Below are 26755 nucleotides of genomic sequence, written 5' to 3' on the forward strand. Positions count from 1 at the left end.
AACAAGAGCGCCACACGCCGGCGCACAAGGAGACCGAATGCGCCCGTTCCCGCGCTTCTGCGCCGCCAGCCTGCTGCTCGCCTGCACGGCTGCAAACGCCCAGCCCAGCCGACCGTCCACCTATACCAACCCCTTGCCGCTGCGCCTGGCCGACGGCAGCCTGGCCGAGAGCTGCGCCGACCCCGCGCTGCTGCGCGACCGCACCACGGCGCCCTCGGTCTGGTACCTGTACTGCACCATGGACCCGGTCAGCCACAAGGAACGCGAGGGCAGGGGCTGGAAATTCCGCATGATGCCGGTCTACCGCTCGATGGACCTGGTCAACTGGTACTTCGTGCGCGATTCCTTCGACCAGCGCCCGCCCGGCATCGCCGGGCCCAAGGCCGGACTGTGGGCGCCCGAACCGGTGTACCAGAACGGCAGCTATTACCTCTACTTCACGGTCACCGACGTCGCCGACCGCCACAGCCCCGAGAAGGGCTGCGAGAACGACAGCGGGATCGCGGTCGCGACCAGTGCCTCGCCGGCCGGGCCATGGACGCCGGCTGCGCAGCTGGTGGTGCCGCCAAGGCGTGTCGGCGCCGGCGCCGGCTGCAACTTCCACTGGACCTTCGATCCCGACGTGGTCGAGGACGCGCAGGGCGACCGCTTCCTGTACTACGGCAGCTACGGCGGCGGCATCTACGTGCAGCGGCTGGCGAAGGATGGCCTGCGGGTCGAGGGCAATCCGGTGCGCATCGGCGCGGCCAACCGCTACGAAGGTGCCGAGGTGGTGCGGCATGGCGGGCACTGGTACCTGTTCGCCTCCAGCACCGACTGCTGCCGCGGCCCGCTGACCGGCTACGCGCTCTACGTCGGCCGCGCAAGCAATCCGGAAGGCCCCTTCCTCGACCGCGACGGCAATGACATGGCGGCCGCGCGCGTGGGCGGCACGCCGGTGCTGCAGCAGAACGGCAACCGCTGGATCGGCGCCGGCCACAACACCGTGTTCCAGGACCCGTCCGGCCAGTGGTGGACCTTCTACCATGCGGTCGACCGCAAGCAGGGCTATTTCAGCGTCGAGGACAAGCTGACCCGGCGCCCGCTGCTGCTCGACCGCATCGACTGGGTCGGCGGCTGGCCGGTGGTCAACCGCGGCGAGGGGCCGTCGGACACGCCGCAGCCGCGTCCTGCAGTGACGCCGGGACCGGCGGATCCGGTTTCGTCCTCACCGGGCAAGGCGCAGGCCTCGACGCCGGTGTGGGCCGAGCGCTTCGGTCCGGGCGCGCTCGATCCACGCTGGAGCTGGGTGCGGCCCGCAGCCGCCGGCAGCTGGGCCAGCGGCCAGCCCGGCCTGCGCATGGCGACGCAAGGCACCGACCTGCACGTCGACACCAATACGGCGGCGCTGCTGGCCAGCGCGCTGCCGGAAGGCGACCTGCGCATCGAGGCGCGCATCCGGCTCGACGCGCCGCTCGAATGCTGCGCGCAGCCGGTGCAGGCCGGACTGGTCGTGATGCGGGACGACGACAACTACGTCAAGCTGGTCGAGCTGGCGCACGACGGCCTGCGCCAGGTGGAGTTCGGCAAGGAAGTGGCGCCGGTCGGCAAGGGCTATCCGCGTTACGGCAATACCGTGGTCGGGACGCCCGGCGAATGGACCGGCTTGCGGATCGACATCCGCCGCGCCGGTACGGAGGAGCACTACACCGCGTGGTCGAAACAGGACGGCAAGGACTGGGTCCGGGGCGGTACCTGGACCCACCAGCTGGGGGCAGGCCCGAAGCTAGGACTGGTGGCGATGGGCGGCGCCGGCCACAGCGTCACCTTCGGCGAGGTCCGGGTCGAGCGGCTGGCGCGCTGACGGCGCTTCCATGCCGGCGTGGGCGCGCACCGACCAGGTCACGCCCGCCACCAGCAGCGCGATCGCGGCCAGCTCCAGTACCCGCGGTCCATGGCCTCGGTACAGGAAGCCGTAGAGCAGCGCGAACAGGGTCTCGAACAGGATCAGCTGGCCGGACAGGGTCACCGGCACGCGCCGGCTGGCCACGTTCCACAGCCCGTTGCCGATGACCGAGGCGCCCAGCGCGAGCAGGACGTTACAGGTCCAGAACAGCTGCCAGTCGCGCGCCGGGCTTTCCGAAACCGCAGATGCGAGATTCCATGCCCAGGCGCCGGCGCCGATGAACAGCGCGATCACGCCGGTGGCCAGTCCGTACAGCGCCGACCACTGGGCGCTCGAGAACTGTGGATTGCGCTTGAGGTAGCGCGCATTGTCCAGCGCATACCAACTCCAGCACAGCAGGGCGCCGGCGGCGCAGGCCACACCCAGCAGGATGTCGGCGCTTGAAGCGCCAGGGCCGGCGTGCAGGAAGCTGTCGGCATTGATGCAGGCGATGCCGGCCCCCACCAGCAGCAGCGGCAGGGCGAGGCGCCCCAGTGGCGCGGCGCCGTGGTCGTTGCGGCCCATCAGGGTGACCACCACCGGCAGCATGCCGATGATCAGCGAGGTCGGCGCCACGCCGGCGTATTTCACCCCGGTGGCGAGCAGCATGTAGTAGACGATGTTCCCGGCCAGCGCATGGCGCAGCAGGGCCGCGTAGTCGCCCGGGACCAGGGTGGCCAGCAGGGTCTTCAAACGCGGCAGCAGCAGGACCAGGGCCATCGCGCCGTAGGCAAGGTAGCGGCCGACCGCCAGTTCCAGCGCCGAGAAGTCGCCCAGCAGCTCCGGCACGACGAACACCAGGCCCCACATGGCCCCGGCCAGCAGGCCGCACAACACACCGATCCACATACGCATACCGCCAGACAAAACACGATTCTACCCGGGCGCACGCTTGCCTGCAGGACAGCCATTGGTAATATTTATTTGTTAGTATTAATGATAAAAAAGACGCCAGGAGACAGGCTTGACCCCAATGACCGTGCGCCTCGCCGGTGCAGTGGCCACCGTGCTGCTGTGCGCGCCCACGTCCGGCTTCGCCCAGACCGAGGTGCGCATGTGGACGCTGCTGAGCGGCGGCGACGGCGCGCGCATGGCGGCGCTGGTCGAGCGCTTCAACGCCAGCCAGCGCGAGGTCAGGGTGGTCAGCACCACCCTAAAATGGGGCGAACCCTTCTACACCAAGCTGATTACCTCCTCGGTGGTCGGCGCCGGTCCCGACATCGCCACCGTGCACCTGTCGCGCATGACCAACCTGGCCGGCGGCGGCGTGCTGCGGCCGATCGCGCCGCAGGAACTGCTTGAAGCCGGCCTGAACCCCGCCGACTTCTATCCGCGCCAGTGGCAGAAATCCCAGCACGCCGGCAAGACCTATGCCGTGCCGCTCGACCTGCACCCGCTGGTCCTGTATTACAACAAGACCCTGGTCGGCAAGGCCGGCCTGCTCGATGAGACGGGCACGCTGAAACCGATCGAGGGGATCGATGCGCTGACCGATGCCTTCCGCGCGGTGCGCCAGGCCACGGGACGCCCGGGCATGACGATGGAGAGCAACCAGAGCTCTTACGCGGTGTGGCGGCTGTGGCTGACCATGCTGGCGCAACGCAACGCGCCACTGATCCGGAACGGGCGCTTCGCCTACGGGGCGGCGGGCATCGATTCGCTGGCGCGGATCAGCAGCTGGTATGCCAGGGGCTATGCCCAGTCCGGCCTGAACTACGCCGCATCGACCAGCCAGTTCATCGGCGGGAATGCCGGCTTCATGATCAACGGTGTGTGGGAAGTGCCCGAAATGCTGCGCGCCACCGCCAACGGCACCCTCGGTTTCGACTACGGCATCGTGCCCATGCCGCGCATGTACGCCAACCGGGGCGTGTGGGCCGATTCCCATGCCTTCGCGATTCCGGCCAGCGAGGGGCGGCCGATGACGCCGCACAAACTGCGCGCGGTGATGCGCTTCATCGCCTTCGTCAGCAAGAACTCGCTGGGCTGGGCCGAGGGCGGCCATGTGCTGGCTTACCGGCCCGCGGCCGAATCGCCCGCCGCGCTGGCCCTGATGCCGAACCGGTTGTACGCCGGCGTTCCGCGCGACGTCGTCTACGCGCCCGATGCCTGGTACATGGGCGCCGCCGGTCCGCTGGAGGCGATGGCCTCGAAATACCTGCCCGCGGCGCTGTCGTCCCAGCTCGCGCCGGCGCAGGCCCTGCGCATGTTCGAAACGGAAGCGGCGCTGCTGCTGCGCAAGCGCGCCCCGCGCTACTAGGAGGATGCGGATGGCTGATTTCTATGTGGGTCAGACGGCGGGAGCGCGATGCCGCGAGGGACTGCCGGCGCTGATGCTGCTGGCGCCCTTCGGGATTGCGTTCACGGTGTTCTTCCTGCTGCCGACCCTGCAGACCTTCTACATGAGCCTGACCGACAGCAGCCTCACGCGCACCAACGCTTTCATCGGGATTGCCAACTATGTCACGCTGGTGCAAGACCCTTCGTTCTGGTCGGCAGTCGGCAATACCTTCTACTTCGCGCTCCTGACGGTCATTCCGCTGACGGCGCTGGGCCTCGTGATGGCCCTGCTCGTCAACCACTTCACCCGCGCCGGCGCCTGGCTGCAGGGCGCCTTCTTCCTGCCCTACATCCTGCCGATCTCGGTGATGACCCTGATCGCCGACTGGATGCTGCAGCCTTCCACCGGGGTGATCAACCAGGTGCTGGGCATCGAGCGCGCCTGGCTGGCCGACGTGAGCTGGGCCTTGCCGTCGGTGGCGATCGCCACCGTCTGGTGGACCGTCGGTTTCAACATGCTGATGTTCCTGGCGGGGCTGCGCAACATTCCGGCCGACCTGTACGAGGCCGCGGCCCTGGACGGGGCGCGCGGCTTCACCCTGTTCCGGACCATTACCTGGCCGGCCATCCGGCCGGTGGTCGGGCTGGCACTGGTGCTGCAGCTGATCGCCTCGATGAAGGTGTTCGGCCAGACCTACATCCTGACCGTGGGGGGACCGTTCAACACGACCAGGATGACCTTGCACTACATGTACGAAACCGCGTTCACGCAGAGCGACGCCGGCTACGCCGCCGCGATCGCGATGGCCTTCGTGGCGATCGTCGTCGCGCTGTCGCTGGCCCAGGCGGCATTCTCGCGCTGGCTTTCCCGGGGCAAGGCATGAAGGCGCGGACCAACGTGGCCTGGAGCCTCGTCGGCGCAGTCACGGCCCTGCTGCTGGCCGTCCTCTGGATCGCCCCGCTGCTGTGGGCGGCCAGCACGGCGCTGCGGCCCGAACACGAAACCGTGTCGACCGTCTTCCACTGGCTGCCGCAGACCTGGACCGTGGAAGCCTTCGCCAAGGTGCTGGGCGCCGGACGGGTCGGCCGCTGGCTGTTCAACAGTGCGCTGGTGGCCGTCCTGGTCACGGTCGTGACCATGGCCCTGTCCCTGACGGCGGCCTACGCATTCTCCCAGCTGCGCTTCCGCGGCCGCACGCTGCTGTTCGCGCTGACCATGCTGGCCTTTCTGGTGCCCTTCGAGGCGCTCCTGGTGCCGCTGTTCCGGATCATGAACCAGCTCGGCCTGATCAACAGCTACGCCGGCATCGTGTTGCCGCAAGTGGTGGCGCCGGTGGTGATCTACGTGTTCAAGCAGTTCTTCGACACCGTGCCGGCCGACTTCCGGGAAGCCGCCGTGATGGATGGCGCCGGCCCGCTGCGCATCCTGTGGAACGTCTACCTGCCGGTGTCGGGGAACATCGTGTGGGCGATGGCGATCGTCACCTTCATCGCCGCCTGGAACAACTTCCTGTGGCCCTTCATCATCGTCACGGAAAACGACATGATGACCATCCCGCTGGGCCTGACGCAGACCTACGACGCCTACGGCGTGATCTACGCCCAGCTGATGGCGGCGGCGCTGATCGGTGCCTTGCCGGTGGCGCTGGCTTATGTGCTGTTCCAGCGGCGCGTGACGCATGGCTTCCTGGCCGCGACCGGATTAAAAGGATAAGAACGGAGAATCCATGGCATCTGTACGCCTGCAAGGCATCACCAAGCAGTATGAGGACAACCCCGTCATCAGGGGGATCGACCTGGACATCGCCGACGGCGAGTTCGTGGTGCTGGTCGGCCCTTCGGGCTGCGGCAAGTCGACCCTGCTGCGCATCGTCGCCGGGCTGGAAGACGTGGGTTCCGGCACGGTGGAGATCGGGGGGATGGTCTGCAACGACGTCGAGCCGGCCAAGCGCGGCATCGCCATGGTGTTCCAGAGCTATGCGCTGTATCCGCACATGACGGTGGCCGAGAACATGGGTTTCGCCCTCAAGCTGGCCGGTGTGCCGCGCTCTGAAATCGGGGAGCGGGTGGCGCGGGCCGCCGAGATCCTGCAGATCGGCCACCTGCTGGAGCGGCGGCCGAAGGCCCTGTCGGGCGGCCAGCGCCAGCGGGTGGCGATCGGCCGCGCCATCGTGCGCAAGCCCGAGGTCTTCCTGTTCGACGAGCCGCTGTCGAACCTGGATGCCGCGCTGCGCGGCCAGACCCGGGTCGAACTGGCGCGCCTGCACCGCGAACTCGGCGCGACCATGATCTACGTGACCCACGACCAGGTCGAGGCCATGACCCTGGGCCAGAAGATCGTGGTCCTGAACGGCGGGCGCATCGAGCAGGCCGGCACGCCGCTCGACCTGTACGAGCGACCGGCCAACCGTTTTGTCGCCGGCTTCCTCGGTTCGCCGCGCATGAACTTCCTGCCTGGGGCGCTGGCGGGCGAGGAGGGCGCGGCGGCGCATGTGCGCCTGCCCGGCGGGCATGTCGTGCAGGTGGCCGCGGATGCGGCGCGGGCCGCGCCCGGCGCCGCCGTGACGCTTGGCGTCAGGCCCGAGCACCTGCGCGTCGAGACCGATGAATTGGCGGCAGGCATCCCGGCCACGGTCGTCCTGGTCGAATACCTGGGCGACGCCACCATCGTCTACGCCCAGGTCGACGGCGTGGCCGAGATGGTGTCGCTGAAATGCCGCCCCGATGCTCCCTGTCCTGAATCCGGCGCCCGGGTGATGCTCGCGTTCGACCCGGGCCAGGGCCATTTGTTCGATGCCGACGGCGCCGCGCTGCCGCGCGCGCCGCAGATGCGATGAGCGGGCAGGGCCGCCCCCGGCGGCCCACCATGACCGACATCGCCAAGCTGGCCGGGGTCTCGCAGTCCACCGTGTCGCTGGTGATCAACCACATGAGCGGCGCCAAGGTATCCGCGGCCACCCGCAACAAGGTGCTGCGCATCGCGCGCGAGCTGGGCTACCCGGTCGAGCGCATGGGCCACGCGGCACCAATCGAGGCACGCAACCTGATCGTCTACCTCAGCGACGAGCTGTCCACCAGCCCGCACGCGATGCAGACCATCGACGGCGCGCGCGACGCCGCCTGGGAACACGACTGCCTGCTGTCCGCCTACGCCACCCGCAACGACCCCGCCTACGAAGGGGCGGTGCTGGCGCGCATGCTGGCCGATCCCGCGCTGCTGGGCGTGGTGTACGCCACCATCTTCACGCGCGCCGTCACGGTGCCCGCGCTGCTGGCCCAGGTGCCCACGGTGCTGCTGAACTGCTACCAGAAAGAGCGGCGCGAACGCCTGTATTCCTCGGTGGTGCCGAGCGAGGTCCTGGGCGGCTATGCCGCCACCATGCACCTGCTCGATGCCGGCCACCGCCGCATCGGCTTCATCAACGGCGAGGGCTGGATCGAGGCCGCCGCCGAGCGCCTCAAGGGCTACCGCCAGGCCCTGTCCACGCGCGACATCCCGTTCGAGCCGCTGCTGGTGCGCGAGGGCGACTGGCAGGTCAGCAGCGGCCACGCCCACGCGCAGGCGCTGCTGGCGCTGCCGGACCCGCCGACGGCGCTGTTCTGCGCCAACGACCTGATGGCGGTCGGCGCCATCGAAGCGGTACGCGAACGCGGGCTGGACGTGCCGCGCCAGGTCTCGGTGGTCGGCTACGACGACCAGGACATCGCGCGCTACACCCAGCCGCCGCTCAGCACAGTGTTGTTACCAAACTACGAAATGGGCCGCTGGGCCGCCGAAAGTTTGATTGCCCAAGTGAACGGTGGGGTCTCCCGGCGCACCAGCATGAAGATGGATTGCCCTCTGGTGGAGCGTGATTCCGTGGCAAAAATCGCGGCGTTCTGACGCTTTCTTGAGTGCGCCGGTTCGCTGCGAATTCGGATAGCTTTTGTCATATTGGTCATAAATTATGACTAATAACGATTCCAATATCGGCGGGCCCGTCCGGAGTCAGGGATGCCGGCACCGTAACCGTTTTTTCAGGAGACCTCGATGCGACACTTGAAAGTCCGGCCGGTCTGCACGGCCGTCATGCTGCTGTGCGCCCACATCGGCTTTGCCGCCGCCCAGACCACCACGGACCCGGCCCAGCCGACCGCCGAAAGCGCCGCGCGCGAATCCGGCCAGGCCGGGGTGGCAGCGCCCGCGCCGGCCGGCGGCGGCATCGCCACGGTGACGGTGAGCGGCATCCGCAGCAGCATCCGCTCGGCCGAGCAGATCAAGCGCGACAGCGAGCAGGTGGTCGACTCGATCAATGCCGACGACATCGGCAAGTTCCCCGACCGCGCCGCCGGCGACGCCCTGCAGCGCATCGCCGGGGTGCAGGTGGGCCGCGATCGCGGCGAGACCAGCTCCGTGATCATCCGCGGCCTGCCGGACGTGGCCACCACCATCGACGGCAACGAGATCTTCACCGGCACCGGCCGCCGCCTGTCCTACCAGGACCTGCCGGTGCAGTCGATCGGCGGCCTGGACGTGTACAAGTCGGCCACCGCCAACCAGTTCGAGGGCGGCATCGCCGGCGCGGTCAACATCCGCCTGCGCGCGCCCTTCGATTTCAAGGGCTATACCGTCACCGGTTTCCTCGAAGGCCGCCGCAACTACGTCGAAGGCAGCGAAGCGCGCAAGGAAAAGACCAATCCGGGCGGCGGGGTCCTGATGAGCAACCGCTGGCAGACCGGCGTCGGCGAGATCGGCGTGCTGGTCGACATCGCCTACAACAAGGAACGCTGGGCCATGCCGGTGCAATGGGTCGACCGGCCCGACCGCATCTTCTCGGTCAGCCAGGACGGCACCGCGACCCGCCTCAACGACGACCAGCCGATCGCGCCGCTGCGCCCGGGCGACCGGCTGGGCGAGCTGCCCAACATCGGCGGCATCTACAATGCCGGCGACCGCGAGCGCGGCAGCGTTCATGCCGCCGTCCAGTGGAAGCTCAACCCGAACACCGAACTGAGTGCCCAGTACCTGGGCACCGGCTATGGCAGCAGGGCCGAAGTCGACTACATCCTGAACATCGCCACCTGGACCCCGCGCCTGTCCAACGTGGTGCTGGCCCCGCAGGGCAGCTACTGCAACACGCCGGTCGGCGTGATCTGCCCGATCCAGTCGGCCAACGCGGCCGCGGCGCAGTTCGGCGGACCCTACGACTGGGACCCGTACACCGCGACCAGCACCTGGGGCGTGAAGGAGCACACCGCCACCCACTTCCTGAACTTCGGCGCCAAATACCGCCAGGGCCCGCTGTCGGTCGACAGCAACCTGGCTTTCTCGCGCTCGGACTACGTCAACGACACCGTCATCGTCGACCAGCAGATCCCGGGCGCCAGCTCGGCGGTCTACACCTACGGGCGCGACGGCCATGGCGGCTACAACGCCATCACGACCCCGACCAGCAGCAATCCCCTGCGCGACCCCAACCAGTTCGTCCTGCGCGGCATGGTGCAGAACTGGGGTGAGTCGCGCGGCGAGCAGGCCCAGTTCCGCCTTGATTCGGTCTACCGCCTCGGCGACGGCTTCATCACCGCGCTGACCGGGGGCATCCGCCTGTCGAACCGCGAAGTCAGCTTCCACAGCGGCGAACGCGCCAACGACCTGCCGGGCGGCGCGGTGCGGCCGTCTCCGGTGGCGTCCTTCGGCCCGTCCTTCCAGTCGCTGGTGCCGGGCCTGGACCGCCTCGGCGGCCCTTGGGTGACGCCTTCGCGCGACTTCCTGATCGACCAGGCCGACCGCGTGCGCGCCTTCTACGGCCAGCCGGCCGGGCGGGTGGCGGACGACCCGATGCGCCTGTTCGAACAGCGCGAGCGCACCGCCACCCTGCACCTGGGCGCACGCTGGAAGGCCGCGCTGGGCGGGATCGGCATGACCGGCAACGTCGGCGGCCGCCTGGTGAAGGTCGACCGCAAGCTGGAGGGCAACCGCCGCATCGGCGACGTCGTCACCGCGATCAGCGAGGACAGCGACGAGACCAACTTCCTGCCCAACGTGTCGGCGGTGGTCAACTGGAGCGACCGCCTGCAGTCGCACCTGAGCGTCGGCAAGACCATCACCCGGCCCGAGTTCGCGCAGCTGAACCCGGCGCTGTCCCTGATCCCGCCGACCGTGAACGCGCCCGGCACCGGCTCGGCCGGCAACCCCGAACTGGCGCCGACCGAGTCGATCAACAGCGACGCCACGCTCGAGTACTACTTCCAGGACAACGGCTTCGCCCAGATCGCGATCTTCCACCGCGACATCGACGGCTACCTGCAGAACTTCGAACAGCAGGAAGTCATCAACGGCGTGAACTACCGCGTCAACCGCCCGCAGAACTCCGGCAAGGGCAAGCTGAAGGGCGCCGAATTCGGCATCCAGAAGTTCTTCGACTTCCTGCCTGGGGCCTGGAGCGGCCTGGGTGCGCAGTTCAACTACACCTGGATCGACGGCGAGAACCAGACCCGCACCGCCCTGAACAGCGGCAGCTACACCACCACCGAGATGGTCGGCGTGGCGCGCCAGAGCTACAACTTCGCGCTGCTGTACGAGCGCGGCGGCTGGACCGGGCGCCTGGCGGCCACCCGGCGCGGCAAGTACGTCGAGCAGATCGCCGAACCGCGCTTCGGCCAGGACCGCATCGTCAAGGCCTCGACCTACGTCGACCTGAGCGTCGGCTACGCGATCACCCCGAACCTGACGCTGAACTTCGACGCGATCAACCTGACCAAGGAGCGCTACGAGAGCTACCTGGGCGACCCGATCCGGCCGCGCGACATCCGCTACAACCCGACCACGTATGGCCTGAGCCTGCGCTATCAGATGTAGGGGAGGGACGATGCTGAAGACGTACTGCAATCCGGTCTATCCGGAGATCATGGCCGATCCCTTCGTGCTCAGGCACGAAGGGCGCTACTACGCCTACGGCACCGCGCCGGCGGGGCCGGGGGGCGGGCGCTTCCCGGTGCTGGTGTCGAACGACCTGGTGGACTGGCACCGCGCCGGCTATGCCATCGCGGCGCCCGGCGACCAGCATTTCTGGGCGCCGGAAGTCGCCCATAGCGAGGGCAAGTTCTGGATGTATTACTCGTCCGGCGATGAAGAGGGCAAGCACCAGAAGCTGCGCGTGGCGGTGTCCGACAATCCGGTCGGCCCTTTTGTGGACCAGGGCCTGCTGCTGGTCCCAAGCCTGCAGTTCTCGATCGACGCCCATCCTTTTCGCGACCGGGACGGCCAGTGGTACCTGTACTACTGCGTCGACTTCCTCGAACTGGAGGACGATCACCGCATCGGCACCGGCATCGTGGTCGACCGCCTGGTGACCATGGACCGGCTGGCGGGCGAGCCGCGCACGGTGGCGCGCCCGCACGCCGACTGGCACCTGTTCAAGCGGGGGCGGGCGATGTACGACGCGGTGTACGACTGGCACACGGTGGAGGGGGCGTCGGTCCTGGCCCACGGCGGCAAGTACTACTGCTTCTACAGCGGCGGCGCCTGGGAGAAGGAAAACTATGGGGTCAGCTACGTGGTGGCGGACCATCCGCTGGGGCCCTTCACACGGCCGGAAGGCAGCGACGAAGCCCTCTTGATGCGCTCGCGGCCCGGCAACGTCATCGGCCCCGGCCACAACTCCTTCACCATCTCGCCGGACGGCAGCCAGGACTGGATCGTCTACCACGCCTGGGATCCGGGCATGACCGGACGGCGCATGTGCATCGACCGCCTGGTGTGGGAGGGCGGGCGGCCGGCGACGGCCGGGCCTAGCTTCACCCGCCAGGCGGCGCCGGCCGGGCTGGTGATGTAGGGTGCACGGCTCCGCCGTGCGCGCGTTCGACTCCCGGCCGTGTTGTGGCAATGCGTGCCGGAGTTGAACGCGCGGTCGGCGGAGCCGACCACCCTACAGACGCTAGGGCAGGACCGGCGTCAGCACCGGCTTGCCGGCGAAATGCGCGACCAGGTTGTCGATGGCCAGGTCGCGCATCGCCTGGCGCGCTTCCACCGTGAAGCTGCCGACATGCGGCGGTAGCACCACATTGTCCAGCGCCCGCAGGGCCGGCGGCACGACGGGCTCGTCCTCGAAGACGTCGAGGGCTGCCGCGCCCAATCGCCCGGATGACAAGGCTTCCACCAGTGCCGCTTCGTCCACCACCGAGCCGCGCGCGATGTTCACCAGCGTGCCTTCCGGGCCGAGGGCGTCCAGCACCGCCGCGTCGACCGCATGCCGGGTCTCGGCGCCGCCAGGGGTGCACACCACCAGGTAGTCGCTCTCGCGGGCAAGCGCCGCCAGCGAGGGGCTGCGCAGGCCGGGTTCCGGCCCCTCGCTGCGCTGGTAGTAGCGAATCGCCATGCCGAAGGCGCGCAGCCGGCTGGCCACTGCCTGGCCGATGCGTCCGTAGCCGTAGATGCCGGCCACCTTGCCGCGCAGGCTGCGCGCCGGCTGCAAGGGCAGCTTCTCTTCCCAATGGCCGGCGCGTACGTAGCGGTCCAGCTGGGGCAGGCGGCGCGCCGTGGCCAGCAGCAGCGCTACCGCGAGGTCGGCCACGTCCTCGGTCAGCACGTCCGGCGTATTGGTCACGATGATGCCGCGCGCCCGCAGCGGCCCGAGGGCGACCGCGTCCAGGCCCACGCCATGCACCGATACGAGTTCCAGCGCCGGGAAGCGGGCAGCCAGCGCGGCATCGATGCCGACGATGCCGGTGGTCAGCACGGCACGCACCCGCTTTGCCGCGGAATCGAAGAAAGCCGCCTGCTCGGCGGAGCTCATGCGCGCCATGACGTGGCAGTCGAACGCCGCCTCGAGCGCGGACAGTTCGGGGGCGGGCCAGACGTTTCCATATACCGCGATTGCCGGTTTCATTGTCGTTCCATGTGGTTCGGAAAACCGCATCGTACACGGATTGCGCGGGGCGCTGCCATGCAAGGCGCATTGCCAGCGGTGGCGTTCGTACTTACACTGCCGGCTTGTCCATCCTTCCGGCGCCTGCCTCCGAGCTCACGTGCATCCATGCGATCCCCGTTCCCCAAGTCCGTCGCCTTTCCCATGCTGAGCATCCTTGTCCTTGCGGCTTACCTGTGCCTGTGGCCGGTCCCGGTGGACGCCGTCGCCTGGCAGGCGCCGCCCGCGCCGGCCTATGAGGGGGTGTATGCGGCCAATGAGCGGCTGCGCCGGCAGCAGCTCATCCGCTTGCAGCACGGCAGCGGCCCGGAACACGTCGCCATCGGCCCGGACGGCAGGATCCACACCGCGCTCGCGAACGGCACGATCCTGCGGATGGCGTCCGACGGCAGCGCGCAGGAGCGCGTCGCAAGCACCGGCGGCCGCCCGCTCGGCCTGGGATTCGATGCGCAAGGGAACCTCATCGTTGCCGACGCCATCAAGGGCCTTCTGGCGATCGGCGCGGACGGTGCGGTGACAGTGCTGAGCGCTACGGTGGACGGCAGTCCGATCGCCTTCGCCAATGCGCTCACGGTCGCCCCCGACGGCAGGATCTACTTCACCGATTCGTCCACCCGGTTCACGCCGGGGCAGTGGGGCGGCAGCACGCTGGAAGCGGCCATGCTGGACATGTTCGAGGGCTCTGCGACCGGGCGCGTGCTCGCCTACGATCCGGCCACGCGCACGACCAGGATCGTCGCCCATGGCTTCAGCTTCGCGAACGGGATCGTGACGAGTGCCGATGGCAGCTCCCTGTACGTCGCCGAGAGCGGGCGCTACCGCGTGTGGAAGATCAGCATGGCCGCGGACCGGCTCGATGTACGGCAGGCATCGCCGCTGGCCAGCGTCGTGCTCGACAAGCTGCCCGGCTACCCCGACAACCTGACGGCCGGACGCGACGGCAGGATCTGGCTCGGCCTGGCCGGCCAGCGCAACGATCTCGATGCGATGAGCGGAAAGCCCTTCCTGCGCGAGCTGGCGCTGCGCATTCCCCGCGCCTTGTGGCGCATGCCGGCGCCCTATGGCCACGTGCTGGCCTTCACCGAGGATGGCAAGGTCGTGGCCAGCCTGCAGGATCCCGGCGGCGCCTCGCTCAACATCACCGGGGCCACCGAGACCGACGCGGGACTCTACCTGCACAATGTGGACGGCAAGGCCCTGGGCCGGCTTCCCCGTGATGCGTTCTAGCTGGCGGGCGCCCGCGGTTCGCAATCCAGCAGGGCGCGCAACTGCTCCAGCGGCATGGGCCGCGCCAGGTAGTAGCCCTGCGCCTGGTCGCAGCGCGCCGCCTGCAGGAATTCCATGACCTCTTCGGTCTCGACGCCCTCGGCCACCACCGCCATGCCCAGCGCGTGGGCCAGGTCGACGAAGGCCTTCACGAAGTCGAAGGTGGTGACGTTGCCGTCCTGCTGCATGACGAAGGAACGGTCGAGCTTGAGCACGTCGATCGGGAAGCGGCGCAGGTAGGCCAGGCCCGAGTAGCCGGTGCCGAAGTCGTCCACCGCGATCTGGATGCCGAGCCCCTTCAGTTCGCGCAGCATCGAGGCGGTGCGCTCGATGTCCTCGATCAGCGCGCTTTCGGTCAGCTCGAGTTCCAGGCAGTCGGCCGGCAGGCCGGTGCGCGCCAGGGTCGCGCGTACCTCGGCGGCGAAGCTGGCATGCGCCAGCTGGCGCGCCGACACGTTCACCGACACCACCACCTTGCGCCGGTATTCGTCCATCAGCCGGCGGGTACGGGTGCAGGCTTCTTCCAGTACCCAGCGCCCGATCTCCACGATCAGACCGGTCTCCTCGGCGATCCCGATGAACTGCTGCGGCGGGACCCGGCCGCGTTCCGGGTGGTTCCAGCGGATCAGGGCTTCCACGCCGTACAGGTTGAGGCCCTCCAGGGCATAGCGCGGCTGGTAGTGCAGCTCGAACTCGCCGCGCGCCAGCGCGGGACGCAGGGAGACCTCGAGTGCCATGCGCGCCTGGGCGGCGACCGTCATCTCCGGTTCGAACAGGCAGTAGCGGTTGCGGCCGGCGCTCTTGGCGCGGTACATGGCGGTATCGGCGGTCTGGAACAGCAGCTCGCGGGTCTGGGCATCCTGCGGGTACATGCTGATGCCGATCGAGGCGCCGACGATCACGTCGCTGCCGCCCACGCTCACCGGGGCGGTCAGGACTTCCAGCAGCTTGTCGGCGATGCGGCGTGCCGCCGCCTGGCCGCTGGCGCAGTGGGCGGCCACCACGAACTCGTCGCCGCCGAGGCGGGCGATGATGTCGGTGGGACGGATCACCCTGCGCAGGCGCGCCGCGACCTCGCACAGCAGCACGTCGCCCATCTCGTGGCCGAAGGAATCGTTGACTTCCTTGAAGCGGTCGAGGTCGAGGAACATCACCGCCAACGAGGTACCGTGAGGGCAGGTGTCGAGCATCTGCTGGACGCGCTCGCCCAGCAGGGCGCGGTTCGGCAGGCCGGTCAGGGTGTCGTGGGTGGCCAGTTCCTGCAGCCGGCTCTCGGCCGCCTTGCGTCCGGTGATGTCGGTCATCAGGCCGGTGAGCGACAGCGCCCGGCCTTCGGGGTCGCGCTTGATGCTGCCGTTGAACAGCACGTGGATATGGTAGCCGTGGCGATGCCGCAGCACCGCCTCCACTCCCTGCACCGCGGCCGGGCCCTCGTCCCCGCTGTCCAGCGCGGCCAGCGGAAAGGACACGAACAGCTCGGCCAGGCGCAGCGCCAGCAGCATGTCGCGCGGGTAGCCCGACAGGGCGCACAGGGCCGGGTTGACGTCCTGCAGGGCGCCGTCGCGGCCGGCCAGCAGGTAGCCGGCCGGGGTCAATTCGATCACTTCACGGAAGCGCTGCTCGCTCTCGCGCAGCTGGCGCTCGGCCTCGGCGCGGTCGCTCAGGTCGCGGATCACGGCCAGGAAGAATTCCGTGCCTTCGTCGTCGAAGCGCGAGATCTGCACTTCCGCGGGGAACACGCTGCCGTCCTTGCAGCGCTTGTCGGTGCGCAGCAGCTGGGCGCGGCCTGCGCGCAGGCCTTCCAGAATCGCGCGCGCTTCCGCGATGCCGAAGTTGAGGTCGGTGGCCGGCATGCCGAGGAATTCTTCGCGGCTGTAGCCGAGGCGGGCGCAGGCGCGGTCGTTCACCGACACGATGCGCATGGCAGCGTCGACGATCATGACGCTGTCACCGGCCTGGTTGAACAGCTTGCGGAAGCGTTGTTCGCTCTTGCGCAGTGCCTGTTCGGCGTCGCGCCTGGCGGTGATCTCGTGGAAGTACACCGAAATGCCGTCCTCGGCCGGGTAGACGCGTACCTCCAGCCACACTTGGCGCGGCTCCCAGAAGGTCTCGAAGGTGTCGGGTTCGCGGGTCGCCATCGCGCGCTGGTAATGGGCCAGCGTCGGCGAATGCAGCAGGTCGGGCGCGACCTCCAGCAGCGGCAGGCCCATCACCCGGGCGGCGTCGACGCCGACGAAGTCGCCCGCCTTCTGGTTGGCATAGGTCAGGCGCCAGCCGCTGTCGACGGCGAAGAAGGCGTCGCCTATGCTCTCGAGCATGCTGTTGAGGGCCGCTTCGGAACGTTCCAGCGCCTCGCGCGCCTGCACATGCCCGGTGACGTCGCGCGCGGCCACGAACATGCGCCCGTGCGCCTCGGACCAGCGCGCCGCGCTCGACATCTGGATCACGCGGCCGTCCTTGCGGCGTACGCGCAGTGCAACGTCGGTGGCCTCCGGATGCTCCAGGCGCAGGCTGGCGGCGACGGCAAGCGCTTTCTGGTGGTGGTCCGGGTGGACCAGGTGGGTGAAGTGCAGGCCGACCAGCTCGGCGGGTTCATAGCCCAGGAGCGTGCGGGCGGCCGCATTGGCGCGCAGGATGCGGCCGTCGGCGTCGTGCACGATCAGGAGGTCGAGCGCGGTGTCGATGAAGGCCGCGTTTTCCTCGGCGAGCAGGGTATGCCCGTCCGGCGAGGCAATGGAAGTATCGAAACTGGTCACGGGTGTCGCGGCAGGGCCGCCGGTGATGGGCGCGCGGGCTGCTGGGCCCGTATGCACCAAGTATAGCCATTTCCATGTGGAAACTACACATGACGCGGCCAAATTACGACACCTGTTCGGACAAATTTTACGCGTACTTGCCAGAGCGTCTATTCATCCGCATCGTCACTGTCGCGCTCGCGCTTCAGGGCCACGAAGTCGCGCTCGAACATCGCGTGCAGCTCTTCGCGCGCGCGCCGCGCCATCGAGGCGTACTGTTCGCGGTCCTTGTAGTAGGGGTAGACCTCGAGCACGCTGCGGAGGTTGTGCTCGCGGAAGCGCATCGCGGCCTGGCGCGCGAAAAAGGCGCCGAAGCCCAGTTCCTCCATCGCGCGCCGGCCCAGCATCAGCGCCGCATCGAAGGTTTCACGCTCGATCACGGTCACGCCCAGGTCCATCAGCTGGTAGTAGTGGGTCACGTTGCGGGCGCGCGCCAGGATCGGCAGGTCGGGAAATTCGGCGCGCACCGCGGCCGCCAGCTTGAGGCTGTCGTCGATGCCGTCGATCGACAGCACCAGCGCGCGTGCATGCCGGGCGCCGGCCGCGTGCAGCAGGTCGATGCGGGTCGCGTCCCCATAAAACACCTTGAAGCCGAACTCGCGCAGCGTGTCGATGTGGTCGGGATCGTGGTCGAGCATGGTCAGCGGCACCTGGTTGGCGTGCAGCAGGCGGCCGACGATCTGGCCGAAACGCCCGAAGCCGGCGATGATCACGTGGCCCTGGTTGGCGTCGATCGCGTCGGCCGCGCGGGCGGGGCGGCGCCGCCAGCGCGGCTCCAGCACGCGGTCGTACAGGATCAGGAGCAGCGGCGTGGCGATCATCGACAGCGCCACCACCAGCACCAGGCTGGATGCGGTGTCGGGATCGAACACCCGGGCCGTGGCGGCGGCGCCGAACACCACAAAGGCGAATTCCCCGCCCTGCGACAGCAGGAAGGCGAACAGCAGGCGCTGGCGCCCCTTCATGTCGAACCAGCGCGCCAGCAGCCACAGCACCGCCAGCTTGATGGCCAGGAAGGCCCCCGCCAGCGCCAGGATGCGCCAGGGCTGGGCCAGGAAGACCCCGAAGTCGACCGACATGCCGACCGCGATGAAGAACAGGCCGAGCAGCAGGCCCTTGAAGGGCTCGAGGTCGGCCTCGAGCGCGTGGCGGTATTCGGAATCCGCCAGCAGCACGCCGGCCATGAAGGCGCCGAGCGCCATCGACATCCCGCTCGAGGCCATCAACAGGGAGATCGCGATGATCAGGAGCAGGGCGAAGGCGGTGAAGATCTCGCGCATGCCGGTGCGCGCGATGAAGCGCAGCAGCGGGCGGACCAGGAAGCGCCCGGCCAGCACCAGGCCGCCGATCACGGCCACGGCCTTGAGCACGCCGGTCCAGCCGGCGTCCGGGTGCGAGTCGGGCACGCCCAGCAGCGGCACCAGGGCGATCATCGGGATCGCGGCGATGTCCTGGAACAGCAGGATCGAGAAGCCGGCCTGGCCGGCCGTGGTCGGGATCAGGTGCCGTTCCTGCATGGTGGTGAGCGCGATCGCGGTCGAGGACAGCGACAGGCCCAGGGCGGCGATCAGGGCGGTCTTCCAGCCGATCCCGGCCAGGACAGCTCCCAAGAGCAGCGCCGCGGCCACGCCCAGGACCTGCGCCGCGCCCCAGCCGAAGATCGAACGCCGCAGCGCCCACAGGCGGCGCGGCTCGAGCTCGAGACCGATCACGAACAGCAGCAGCACCACGCCGAATTCGGAAAAGTGCAGGATGTCCTCGACTTCGCGGATCAGGCCCAGGCCCCAGGGACCGATGGCGATCCCGGCCAGCAGGTAGCCGAGCACCGCGCCCAGGCCGAGGCGCTTGGCGACCGGCACCGCGATGACGGCGGCGGCCAGGTAGACCAGCGCGTTGAGCAGGAGATTATGTTCCATCGGCCGCTCCCTCGATGTGCCGGGCCAGGCGTGTGCGCAGTTCTTCCGCGTGCCGGCCGGCCGCGTCAGGCTCGCCGGCATCGGCGCCGTAGAACACGTGCGGCGCCAGCCAGTCCATGCCGCAGGCCTTCGCCGTCTGCGCGAGCGGCGCCAGGTAGTCCTCGAGCGGGCGCCCGTGCAGGCCCTCGGCCCGGTATTCGAGGCTGCTGCCGGCGCAGGCCACCGCCGCGAACGCGGACTTGCCCCGCAGGCGGCCCGGAGTTTCCGTCCATTCGGGTTTGAACACGCTGTCGAGCCACTCCTTGAGCAGGGACGGCACGGCATACCACGCGAGCTGGAACACGAAGACCACCAGCGGCGCGGCCTTCAACAGCTCGCGCTCGCGCCGCACGTCGATGTAAAAGTCGGGATACAGCTGGTACAGGTCGCGCACCTCGACCCCGGGCAGGCCGGCGACGGCCTCCACCACGCGGCGGCTGATGCGCGAGCGCTGCAGCGAGGGGTCGGCGAAGACGACCAGGGCGCGCAGGTGCGCGGAAGAAGAAGGCAAGGAAGACATCAAGGTTCGTATATTGCAAGAATGGAATGATTGTAAACCAAGTCATGTGTCTTCCATGCGTAATGACACGACACAATCTTGTTTCAATGTTAGTTCCGAGATATTACAATTGCCGTTTTACAAACGGACATGACCAGCATGGCGCATCCGGCAGTGGCAGTACCCCGGCTTTTCGCTGATGGCGGAGGCCCGCTCGGCGAGATCATCGACGCATTCGACTGGGGGGCCACCAGTCTCGGTCCCATCGCCGCCTGGCCCGCGGTCGTGCGCAGTACGGTCGAGCTGATCCTGCGCTCGCCGGTGCCGATGGTGAGCATGTGGGGCCCTGACGGGGTCATGATCTACAACGAGGGCTATGCCAGGATCGCGGCCGAGCGCCATCCGCAGCAGCTCGGCGCGCCGGTGCACGCCAGCTGGCCCGACGAAGCCGCCTTCAACGACAAGGTGATGCGGGTCTGCCTGGCCGGCGGCACGCTGTCCTACCGCGACGCCGAACTGATGCTGGCCCGCCACGGCCATCCCGAGCAGGTCTGGCTCGACCTCGATTACTCGCCCATCGTCGCCGCCGACGGCGGCATTGCCGGCGTGCTGGCGCTGGTGGTCGAGACCACCGACAAGGTGCGCGCCCAGCGCTACCGGGACGGCGAGCAGGAGCGCCTGCGCGCCATGTTCGCCCAGGCGCCGGGCTTCATGGCGATGCTGACCGGCCCGGAACACCGCTACGAACTGGTGAACGGGGCCTACCTCGGGCTGGTCGAACGCGCCGACGTGGTCGGCCGCACGGTGCGCGAGGTCCTGCCGGAAGTCGCCGCGCAGGGTTTCCTGGCGCTGCTCGACCAGGTCTACGCCAGCGGCAGGCCGCATACCGGGGCCGCCACCGAGATCTGGCTCACCGGCGGCGATGGCCTCAGCCACCAGCACTATCTCGACTTCGTGTTCCAGCCGGTGCGCGACGAAGCGGGCGCCGTGATCGGCATCTTCGTGCAGGGCAACGACGTCAGCGAGCGCGTGCGCGCCGAGGACGCCATGCGCGCCAGCGAAGCGCGCTTCCGCACTTTCGCCCAGGCGATGCCGGCCCAGGTCTGGGCGGCGGACGCCGGCGGCCGGCTCGACTGGTTCAACGACCGGATCTTCGCCTACAGCGGCTGCCGCTACGAGGATCTGCAGGGCGAAGGCTGGGGACGCATCGTCCATCCCGGCGACCTGCACGCGGTGCGCGGCCGCTGGACCGAGGCAGTGGCCACCGGCACCGTGTTCGAGGCCGAGGTCAGGCTGCGCCGTGCCGACGGCAGCTACCGCTGGCACCTGAACCGTGCCTTGCCCCTGCGCGGGGAGGACGGACAAGTGAGCGGCTGGGTCGGCACCAACACCGACATCGAAGAGCAGAAGACGACGGCGCAGCGCTACGCCGCGCTGAACGACGACCTGCAGGGCCAGGTGGCGCTGCGTACGGCCGAGCGTGACCGCATGTGGCGGCTGTCGAAGGACATCCTGCTGGTATGCGCCTTCGACGGCCGGGTGGAAGCGGTCAGCCCCGCCTTCGGCGCGCTGCTGGGCTGGCAGGAGACCGACATCCTGGGCAAGAATTTCATGGAGCTGGTCCATCCCGAGGACCGTGCCGCCACCATCGCCCAGATGGCGGCGCTGGGCCAGGGCGGTTACGTGAACAAGTTCGAGAACCGCTACCGGCGCAAGGACGGCGGCTGGTGCCTGCTGTCCTGGACCGCGGCGCCGGACGCGCGCTTCGTGCACGCGATCGGGCGCGACATCACGGCCGACCGCGAGCAGCTCGAGACCATCCGCCGCACCGAACTGGCCCTGCAGCAGTCGCAGAAAATGGAAACCATCGGCAAGCTGACCGGCGGCGTGGCCCACGATTTCAACAACCTGCTGCAGATCATCTCGGGCAACCTGCAGCTGCTGCAGATGTCCGGGCTGGGGCGCGGCGCTCCCAACCCCGACTGCGCGCGCTGGATCGAGAACGCCCGCCTTGCCGTGGACAAGGGCGCCAAGCTGGCCAGCTACCTGCTGGCCTTCGGCCGCCGCCAGCCGCTCGAGCCGAAGGTGATCAAGATCAGCCGGCTGGTGACCAACATGGAAGACCTGCTGCGCCGTTCGCTGGGCGAGGAGATCGAGATCGAGATGGTGATCTCGGGCGGGCTGTGGAACACCGCGGTGGACGTGGCCCAGGTCGAGAACGCGCTGCTGAACCTGGCCATCAATGCCCGGGACGCCATGGACGGGAGCGGCCGCATGACGATCGAAGCCACCAATGCGGTGCTCGACGACCTGTACTGCCGCGCCCAGGGCGACGTGATGCCGGGCCAGTACGTGATGCTGGCCGTGAGCGACACCGGCTGCGGCATGCCGCCGGAGGTCGCCATGCGCGCCTTCGAGCCCTTCTACTCGACCAAGGAGGAAGGCAAGGGCACCGGCCTCGGCCTGTCGATGGTGTACGGCTTCGTGAAGCAGTCCGGCGGCCACGTGAAGATCTACAGCGAGGTGGGGCAGGGCACCACCGTCAAGCTCTACCTGCCGCGCTCGACGGCGCCCGAAGAACCGATCGGCCCGGTCGAGCAGCATCAGGCCGTCGGCGGCAGCGAGACCATCCTGGTGGCGGAAGACGATGAAGCGGTGCGCGCCACCGTGGTCGAGATGCTGTCCGGTCTCGGCTACCGGGTACTGAAGGCGCCCGACGCCGCCAGCGCCCTGGCCGTGATCGAGAGCGGGGTCCAGGTCGACCTGCTGTTCACCGACGTCGTCATGCCGGGCCGGCTGCGCAGCCCGGAGCTGGCGCGCATGGCGCGCGAGCGCCTGCCGCAGCTGGCGGTGCTGTTCACCTCGGGCTATACCGAGAACGCCATCGTGCATGGCGGCCGGCTCGACCCCGGCGTCGAACTGCTGGGCAAGCCCTACACCCGCGAACGCCTGGCGCGGCGCATCCGGCAAGTGCTGGCCGCCCAGAAGCGGCTGGCCGACGCGCCGGCTGAAGCGCCGGCAACTTCCGGGCTCGCGATCGTCCTGGTCGAGGACGAGGAGGATATCCGCGCGAACACTGCGGCCCTGCTCGCGCACCTGGGCCACAGCGTGCAATCGGCCCCTGATGCCGAGACGGCCCTGCCGATGATCACGGCCGCCACCGATGTCCTGATCACCGACGTCCAGCTGCCGGGCATGTGGGGCGACGCGCTGGCGGCACAGGCACGCAGCAACGCGCCCGGCGTGCGCATCGTATTTGCCACCGGCAACGGAGAAGTGGCGAACTGGCCGGATGCGGTGGTGCTGCGCAAGCCCTACGACCTGCAGAGCCTGGTGCGGGCGCTGGGGCAGCTGGCGACGGCATCCTGAGCCTGTCTGCTCTGTGGTTCAGCTTCCGTCCTACAGCGGGGTCCGGCCGCGGACTATTCGTGCGCGCCTCGTGTGGGACTATCATGCAAGGATATTCATGACAAGGAGGCCAGCATGTCGATGCAGAGCGAAGGCAAGAACGCCAAGGGGCGCAACTACGACCAGGCCACCCGCGACGGCAGCGGCAGCGCCGGCAGCATGGGTGTGGGCGGCACCGGCGACATCGGCAAGATGGGCAGCCAGGGGCAAGGCAGCCAGCAGTCGGCCAGCCGCACCGATGACCTGCTCGCCGGCAACACTACGGACCAGGAATCGGACCAGGCATTCAGTGGCGGCAGCAGTCAGGGCGGACAGATCCAGACCGGGATGGAAGGTATGGGCCAGGGCAACAAGCAGTCGGGTCAGCAAGGCAGTCAGCAGTCGGGACAGCAGGCCGCCAAGCCCACGGGTGAGACTGACGCCGATCAGTATGACCAGGGGACGGCACCGCGCGAACGCTGAGCCGGTCGATCTCAGCCGGCGACACTGGCAATGAAACCTGCGGTGACATCCGGCTGGGTCACCGGCAGCATGTGGCCGCCCTCGACCAGTTCGAGGCGGACGCCGGGGACCTTGTCCACCAGCGCCTGGCCGTTGGCGCGCCAGTCGAGGAGCCGGTCGTCGCGCCCGAACAGCACGTGGACCGGCAAACGCAGCGCATTCAACTGGGCATAGCGCTGTTCCAGCCCAGGCAAGTGGCCCGCCAGGGCCTGCAGGTCGGCCGAGCTGGCGAGGAACTGGCCCGGGCGCAGGCTGAGCAGGCCGCCGCCGCGGGTCGGGAAATCGCGCGGCACCGCTTCCGGACCGAACACCTCTTGCAGAACCCCCTTGCTCGCCACGATGCCGAGCGGGACTGCCAGCGTCGCCGCAAAGAGGCGGCGCAGCCAGGCCGTCTCGATGGTGAGCGCGCGGAAAGCCGGCGGCACGCCTTCGGGCGCGTGCGTCAATGGCGCCACCAGGGCCAGGGCGCCGACCCGGTCCGGATGGTCGAGCGCGAGCGTGAGGGCGGTGGCCCCGCCCAGCGAATGGCCGACCACGGTCGGCCGCTCGAGCCCGAGCCGCTCGACCAGGGCGGCGATGGCGCGCGCCTGGGTCGACAGGTCGGCGGGCACCCCGGCGGGGCGGGTCGAATGGCCGGAACCGGGGCGGTCAACCGCCACCACGCGGTAGCGCGTGGAAAGTGCCCGCACCGCGCCGTAGTTGAAGTGCGCCATCTGGCCGCCCAGGCCGTGGATCAGCAGGATCGCCGGGCCGCTGCCCTCGTCGCGCACGTGCAGGCGCACGCCCTCGACCTCGACGAAGCTGCCCGTGGGCGGCAGGAAGGCCTCGATCCGCCGGGCGGTGCGATGGCTGAACGCCGCCAGCAGCAAGAGCAGCAATCCGGGGCCGCCAATCGAATACAGCAGGATCGACAGGCTCATCTTCCGCTCGCTTTCTTCAACAGTGTCCAGTAGTGGACGGGACTCAGGCGTTCGAGCAGTGCCACGATTTTCGCGTCGCTGCCGACCAGGATGCGGGCCTGGCGCCGCTCGACGCCGCGCACGATGAGCTCTCCGGCCTGTTCGGGCGGCATGCGCAGCAGGCGCTGGGCCAGCGCGCGGCCGCGTTCGATCTCCTGCTGCGGGGCGCCCCTCGGGGCCCGCGCATGCTTCGCGATCGCGGTCGCCACGCCGCCGGGATGCACGACGCTGACCGCCACGCTGCTGCCTTCGAGCTCGTGGCGCAGCGCGTTGCTGAAGCCGCGCACCGCGAACTTGCTGGCCGCGTAGGCGCTCTGGCCCGGCGGCGCCACGATGCCGTAGATGCTCGAGAGGTTGACGATGCGGGCATCGTCGCTGCTGCGCAGCAGCGGCAGGAAGGCGCGCGTCATGCGCACCACGGCGCCGAAATTGATCTCCATGAGCCAGTCGAAATCGTCTTCGGCGATCTGCTCGAAGCTGCCCCCGAGCGCGACGCCGGCATTGTTGACCAGCAGGTCGACCCGGCCGTGGGCATCGAGGACCTGGGCCGGCAGGGCGCGTACGGCGCCGCGCTCGGCCACGTCGAGTGCGTGGCTGGAGGCGCGCACGCCCAGCTGGCGTGCTGCCAGGGCGCAGTCCGCGGCGGCGGCGCCGTCGATGTCGGCCACCGCCAGGTGGCAGCCGCGCCGTGCCAGCGCCAGCGCGGTGGCGCGCCCGATGCCGCCGCCGGCGCCGGTGAGCACGGCAACACGGTTGGCCAGCTTCATGGCAGTTCCCCTGCCGCGCCGAAGCGCAGCACGCCGTCGTCGATGCGGCCGTAGCGGATCGTGACGAGGTCGCGCAGGTAGTTCTGGTAGACCTGCCAGGGTTTGTGCGCGCCCTGCTTGGGCAGGATGTGGCGGGCCCGTTCGACGTAGCCGGAACTGAAGTCGAGGAAGGGCGCTTCCGGCACCGCCGGGTCGCGCCGCGCCACCGCGATGGCCTGGCCGCGCGCGTCCAGGTGGCGCAGCAGGCGGCACACCCAGCCGGCGGTGAGGTCGGCCTTCAGGGTCCAGGAGGCGTTGGTGTAGCCGAAGGCCAGCGCGCAATTCGGCACGCCGCTCAGCATCATGCCCTTGTAGGACATGGCGCGGCTCGGATCGATGACTCTCCCGTCCACCACCAGGGCGGCGCCGCCGAACAGTTGCAGGGTGAGGCCGGTGGCCATGACCACCAGGTCGGCCGCCAGCTCGCGCCCGGATTGCAGCTGGATGCCGCCCGGCGTGAAGCGCGCGATGTGGTCGGTCACCACCGAGGCGCGCCCGGCGCGGATCGCCTTGAACAGGTCGCCGTCCGGCACCACGCAGACGCGCTGGTCCCAGGGCTTGTAGTCAGGCGTGAAGTGGGCCGCCGCGGCCTCGCGCGAGCCGAGCTGCTGACCGGCCATCTCGACGATCTTGCGCTTGACCAGCGCCGGCTTGCTGCGCGCGAGCCAGTACAGGAACATGCTTTCGCCGATCACGCGCCAGCGCGTCAGCGCATAGGCCAGCCGTTGCGGGAACAGGCGCTGCATGCGCTGGGCGAAGCGGTAATGTGCGGGGCGGGCGACGACGTAGCTCGGGCTGCGCTGCAGCATGGTGACATGGGCGGCGCGCTCGCTCATCGCCGGCACCACGGTGACGGCGGTGGCGCCGCTGCCGACCACCACCACCCGTTTGCCGCTGTAATCCAGGTCCGCGGGCCAGAATTGCGGCTGCACGATGCGGCCCTGGAATTCGTTCTCGCCCTCGAAGCGCGGCCGGTAGGCCTGGTCGTAGCTGTAGTAGCCGCTGCACAGGTAGAGGAAGCGGGCCTGCAGCGTGCGCGACTCGCCGCCGGCCAGTTGCGCCTGCACGGTCCACAGCGCCTGCCGGCTGCACCAGCTCGCGCCCACCACCTTGTGGCCATAGCGGATGTGCGGATCGATGCCGTGCTCGCGCGCGGTGCCGCGCACGTAGTCGAGGATGGCGGGGCCGTCGGCGATCGCCTTGGCATCCAGCCAGGGACGGAAGGCGTAGCCGAGCGTGTACATGTCGGAGTCGGAGCGGATGCCGGGATAGCGGAACAGATCCCAGGTGCCGCCGATGGCGTCGCGCGCTTCGAGGATCGCGTAGCGCTTGCCGGGACAGCCCTGCTGCAGGGCGCTGGCCGCGCCGATGCCGGACAGGCCGGCGCCGACGATCAGCACATCCAGCGGAGGATCGGGCGGCGCGGGCGTGGGTGCGGGTGAATGCATGGTGTCTC

Annotated in this window: 19 protein-coding genes; 11 read left to right on the forward strand and 8 right to left on the reverse strand. The window is 69.1% G+C overall.

Features of this window, described 5'->3' with window-relative positions; all coding sequences use genetic code 11:
- Positions 1-37 precede the first annotated feature (37 nt).
- Positions 38-1843 (forward strand): family 43 glycosylhydrolase, encoded by a 1806-nt coding sequence (locus ACSQ25_RS11875; protein ID WP_436105890.1) that lies wholly within the window; start codon positions 38-40, stop codon positions 1841-1843.
- On the opposite strand, the gene ACSQ25_RS11880 is transcribed toward ACSQ25_RS11875, so the two are convergent.
- A complete protein-coding gene (locus ACSQ25_RS11880; RefSeq protein WP_436108065.1) occupies positions 1766-2773 on the reverse strand; it encodes a DMT family transporter in 1008 nt (335 codons plus the stop codon). The two genes, ACSQ25_RS11875 and ACSQ25_RS11880, sit on opposite strands and share 78 nt — an antisense overlap.
- Before the next feature lie 124 nt (positions 2774-2897).
- Between ACSQ25_RS11880 and ACSQ25_RS11885 the strand changes: the two genes are divergently transcribed.
- The 7 genes from ACSQ25_RS11885 to ACSQ25_RS11915 all read left to right on the forward strand — a co-directional run bounded on the left by ACSQ25_RS11885 (position 2898) and on the right by ACSQ25_RS11915 (position 12018).
- Positions 2898-4184, forward strand: coding sequence for an extracellular solute-binding protein (locus tag ACSQ25_RS11885; protein ID WP_436108066.1), 1287 nt, complete (start codon positions 2898-2900; stop codon positions 4182-4184).
- Positions 4185-4194: 10 nt separating this feature from the next.
- On the forward strand, positions 4195-5088 hold the full coding sequence (locus tag ACSQ25_RS11890; protein WP_436105891.1) for a carbohydrate ABC transporter permease: 894 nt from the start codon (positions 4195-4197) through the stop codon (positions 5086-5088).
- Complete coding sequence (locus ACSQ25_RS11895; RefSeq protein ID WP_436105892.1) at positions 5085-5918, forward strand: carbohydrate ABC transporter permease; 834 nt, start codon at positions 5085-5087, stop codon at positions 5916-5918. The genes ACSQ25_RS11890 and ACSQ25_RS11895 overlap by 4 nt, the downstream gene beginning before the upstream one ends.
- 13 nt (positions 5919-5931) lie before the next feature.
- Entirely contained in the window at positions 5932-7041 is a 1110-nt protein-coding gene (locus ACSQ25_RS11900; RefSeq protein ID WP_436105893.1) for an ABC transporter ATP-binding protein, read from the forward strand.
- Between the two features lie 29 nt (positions 7042-7070).
- Positions 7071-8087, forward strand: coding sequence for a LacI family DNA-binding transcriptional regulator (locus ACSQ25_RS11905; RefSeq protein WP_436105894.1), 1017 nt, complete (start codon positions 7071-7073; stop codon positions 8085-8087).
- Positions 8088-8234: 147 nt separating this feature from the next.
- Entirely contained in the window at positions 8235-11042 is a 2808-nt protein-coding gene (locus ACSQ25_RS11910; RefSeq protein ID WP_436105895.1) for a TonB-dependent receptor, read from the forward strand.
- A gap of 10 nt (positions 11043-11052) precedes the next feature.
- The gene (locus tag ACSQ25_RS11915; protein ID WP_436105896.1) at positions 11053-12018 is read left to right on the forward strand and encodes a glycoside hydrolase family 43 protein; all 966 of its coding nucleotides are present in this window, start codon (positions 11053-11055) and stop codon (positions 12016-12018) included.
- A gap of 102 nt (positions 12019-12120) precedes the next feature.
- Here the strand turns inward: ACSQ25_RS11915 and ACSQ25_RS11920 are convergent, their stop codons facing one another.
- Positions 12121-13071, reverse strand: a complete 951-nt coding sequence (locus ACSQ25_RS11920) for a 2-hydroxyacid dehydrogenase (protein WP_436105897.1) — start codon at positions 13069-13071, stop codon at positions 12121-12123.
- A 183-nt stretch (positions 13072-13254) separates the two neighbouring features.
- Here ACSQ25_RS11920 and ACSQ25_RS11925 point away from each other — a divergent pair, with 183 nt between their 5' ends.
- Positions 13255-14337 carry an SMP-30/gluconolactonase/LRE family protein gene (locus ACSQ25_RS11925; protein WP_436105898.1) on the forward strand — a complete coding sequence of 361 codons (1083 nt, stop codon included), beginning with the start codon at positions 13255-13257 and terminating at the stop codon, positions 14335-14337.
- Here ACSQ25_RS11925 and ACSQ25_RS11930 read toward each other — a convergent pair.
- The 3 genes from ACSQ25_RS11930 to ACSQ25_RS11940 all read right to left on the reverse strand — a co-directional run bounded on the left by ACSQ25_RS11930 (position 14334) and on the right by ACSQ25_RS11940 (position 19637).
- Positions 14334-17132, reverse strand: coding sequence for a sensor domain-containing protein (locus ACSQ25_RS11930; RefSeq protein ID WP_436105899.1), 2799 nt, complete (start codon positions 17130-17132; stop codon positions 14334-14336). The two genes, ACSQ25_RS11925 and ACSQ25_RS11930, sit on opposite strands and share 4 nt — an antisense overlap.
- A 149-nt stretch (positions 17133-17281) precedes the next feature.
- The gene (gene kefC / locus ACSQ25_RS11935) at positions 17282-19087 is read right to left on the reverse strand and encodes a glutathione-regulated potassium-efflux system protein KefC (protein ID WP_436105900.1); all 1806 of its coding nucleotides are present in this window, start codon (positions 19085-19087) and stop codon (positions 17282-17284) included.
- Positions 19077-19637, reverse strand: coding sequence for an NAD(P)H-dependent oxidoreductase (locus ACSQ25_RS11940; protein ID WP_436105901.1), 561 nt, complete (start codon positions 19635-19637; stop codon positions 19077-19079). Before ACSQ25_RS11940 ends, kefC begins: the two co-directional genes overlap by 11 nt.
- A 147-nt stretch (positions 19638-19784) precedes the next feature.
- On the opposite strand from ACSQ25_RS11940, the gene ACSQ25_RS11945 reads away from it, so the two are divergent.
- Both ACSQ25_RS11945 and ACSQ25_RS11950 read left to right on the forward strand, forming a co-directional pair.
- Positions 19785-22994: a PAS domain-containing protein gene (locus ACSQ25_RS11945; protein WP_436105902.1), complete on the forward strand. Its 3210-nt coding sequence runs from the start codon at positions 19785-19787 to the stop codon at positions 22992-22994.
- A gap of 114 nt (positions 22995-23108) precedes the next feature.
- Positions 23109-23495 (forward strand): hypothetical protein, encoded by a 387-nt coding sequence (locus ACSQ25_RS11950; RefSeq protein WP_436105903.1) that lies wholly within the window; start codon positions 23109-23111, stop codon positions 23493-23495.
- 11 nt (positions 23496-23506) lie between these two features.
- Here the strand turns inward: ACSQ25_RS11950 and ACSQ25_RS11955 are convergent, their stop codons facing one another.
- The 3 genes from ACSQ25_RS11955 to ACSQ25_RS11965 are packed head-to-tail and all read right to left on the reverse strand — an operon-like array spanning position 23507 to position 26747.
- A complete protein-coding gene (locus tag ACSQ25_RS11955; RefSeq protein WP_436105904.1) occupies positions 23507-24454 on the reverse strand; it encodes an alpha/beta fold hydrolase in 948 nt (315 codons plus the stop codon).
- Positions 24451-25260 (reverse strand): SDR family NAD(P)-dependent oxidoreductase, encoded by an 810-nt coding sequence (locus tag ACSQ25_RS11960; protein ID WP_436105905.1) that lies wholly within the window; start codon positions 25258-25260, stop codon positions 24451-24453. Before ACSQ25_RS11960 ends, ACSQ25_RS11955 begins: the two co-directional genes overlap by 4 nt.
- Positions 25257-26747, reverse strand: a complete 1491-nt coding sequence (locus tag ACSQ25_RS11965; protein WP_436105906.1) for a flavin-containing monooxygenase — start codon at positions 26745-26747, stop codon at positions 25257-25259. The genes ACSQ25_RS11960 and ACSQ25_RS11965 overlap by 4 nt, the downstream gene beginning before the upstream one ends.
- Positions 26748-26755 lie beyond the last annotated feature (8 nt).

Origin of the sequence: Massilia sp. LjRoot122, assembly GCF_964252725.1 — a bacterium.
In the GTDB taxonomy this organism is placed as follows: domain Bacteria; phylum Pseudomonadota; class Gammaproteobacteria; order Burkholderiales; family Burkholderiaceae_D; genus Telluria.

Coding starts and splice junctions, on each gene's coding strand:
- ACSQ25_RS11875 (WP_436105890.1), top strand. CDS start 38: ATGCGCCCGTTCCCGCGCTTCTGCGCCGCCAGCCTGCTGCTCGCCTGC.
- ACSQ25_RS11880 (WP_436108065.1), bottom strand. CDS start 2,773: ATGTGGATCGGTGTGTTGTGCGGCCTGCTGGCCGGGGCCATGTGGGGC.
- ACSQ25_RS11885 (WP_436108066.1), top strand. CDS start 2,898: ATGACCGTGCGCCTCGCCGGTGCAGTGGCCACCGTGCTGCTGTGCGCG.
- ACSQ25_RS11890 (WP_436105891.1), top strand. CDS start 4,195: ATGGCTGATTTCTATGTGGGTCAGACGGCGGGAGCGCGATGCCGCGAG.
- ACSQ25_RS11895 (WP_436105892.1), top strand. CDS start 5,085: ATGAAGGCGCGGACCAACGTGGCCTGGAGCCTCGTCGGCGCAGTCACG.
- ACSQ25_RS11900 (WP_436105893.1), top strand. CDS start 5,932: ATGGCATCTGTACGCCTGCAAGGCATCACCAAGCAGTATGAGGACAAC.
- ACSQ25_RS11905 (WP_436105894.1), top strand. CDS start 7,071: ATGACCGACATCGCCAAGCTGGCCGGGGTCTCGCAGTCCACCGTGTCG.
- ACSQ25_RS11910 (WP_436105895.1), top strand. CDS start 8,235: ATGCGACACTTGAAAGTCCGGCCGGTCTGCACGGCCGTCATGCTGCTG.
- ACSQ25_RS11915 (WP_436105896.1), top strand. CDS start 11,053: ATGCTGAAGACGTACTGCAATCCGGTCTATCCGGAGATCATGGCCGAT.
- ACSQ25_RS11920 (WP_436105897.1), bottom strand. CDS start 13,071: ATGAAACCGGCAATCGCGGTATATGGAAACGTCTGGCCCGCCCCCGAA.
- ACSQ25_RS11925 (WP_436105898.1), top strand. CDS start 13,255: ATGCTGAGCATCCTTGTCCTTGCGGCTTACCTGTGCCTGTGGCCGGTC.
- kefC (WP_436105900.1), bottom strand. CDS start 19,087: ATGGAACATAATCTCCTGCTCAACGCGCTGGTCTACCTGGCCGCCGCC.
- ACSQ25_RS11945 (WP_436105902.1), top strand. CDS start 19,785: ATGGCGCATCCGGCAGTGGCAGTACCCCGGCTTTTCGCTGATGGCGGA.
- ACSQ25_RS11950 (WP_436105903.1), top strand. CDS start 23,109: ATGTCGATGCAGAGCGAAGGCAAGAACGCCAAGGGGCGCAACTACGAC.
- ACSQ25_RS11955 (WP_436105904.1), bottom strand. CDS start 24,454: ATGAGCCTGTCGATCCTGCTGTATTCGATTGGCGGCCCCGGATTGCTG.
- ACSQ25_RS11960 (WP_436105905.1), bottom strand. CDS start 25,260: ATGAAGCTGGCCAACCGTGTTGCCGTGCTCACCGGCGCCGGCGGCGGC.
- ACSQ25_RS11965 (WP_436105906.1), bottom strand. CDS start 26,747: ATGCATTCACCCGCACCCACGCCCGCGCCGCCCGATCCTCCGCTGGAT.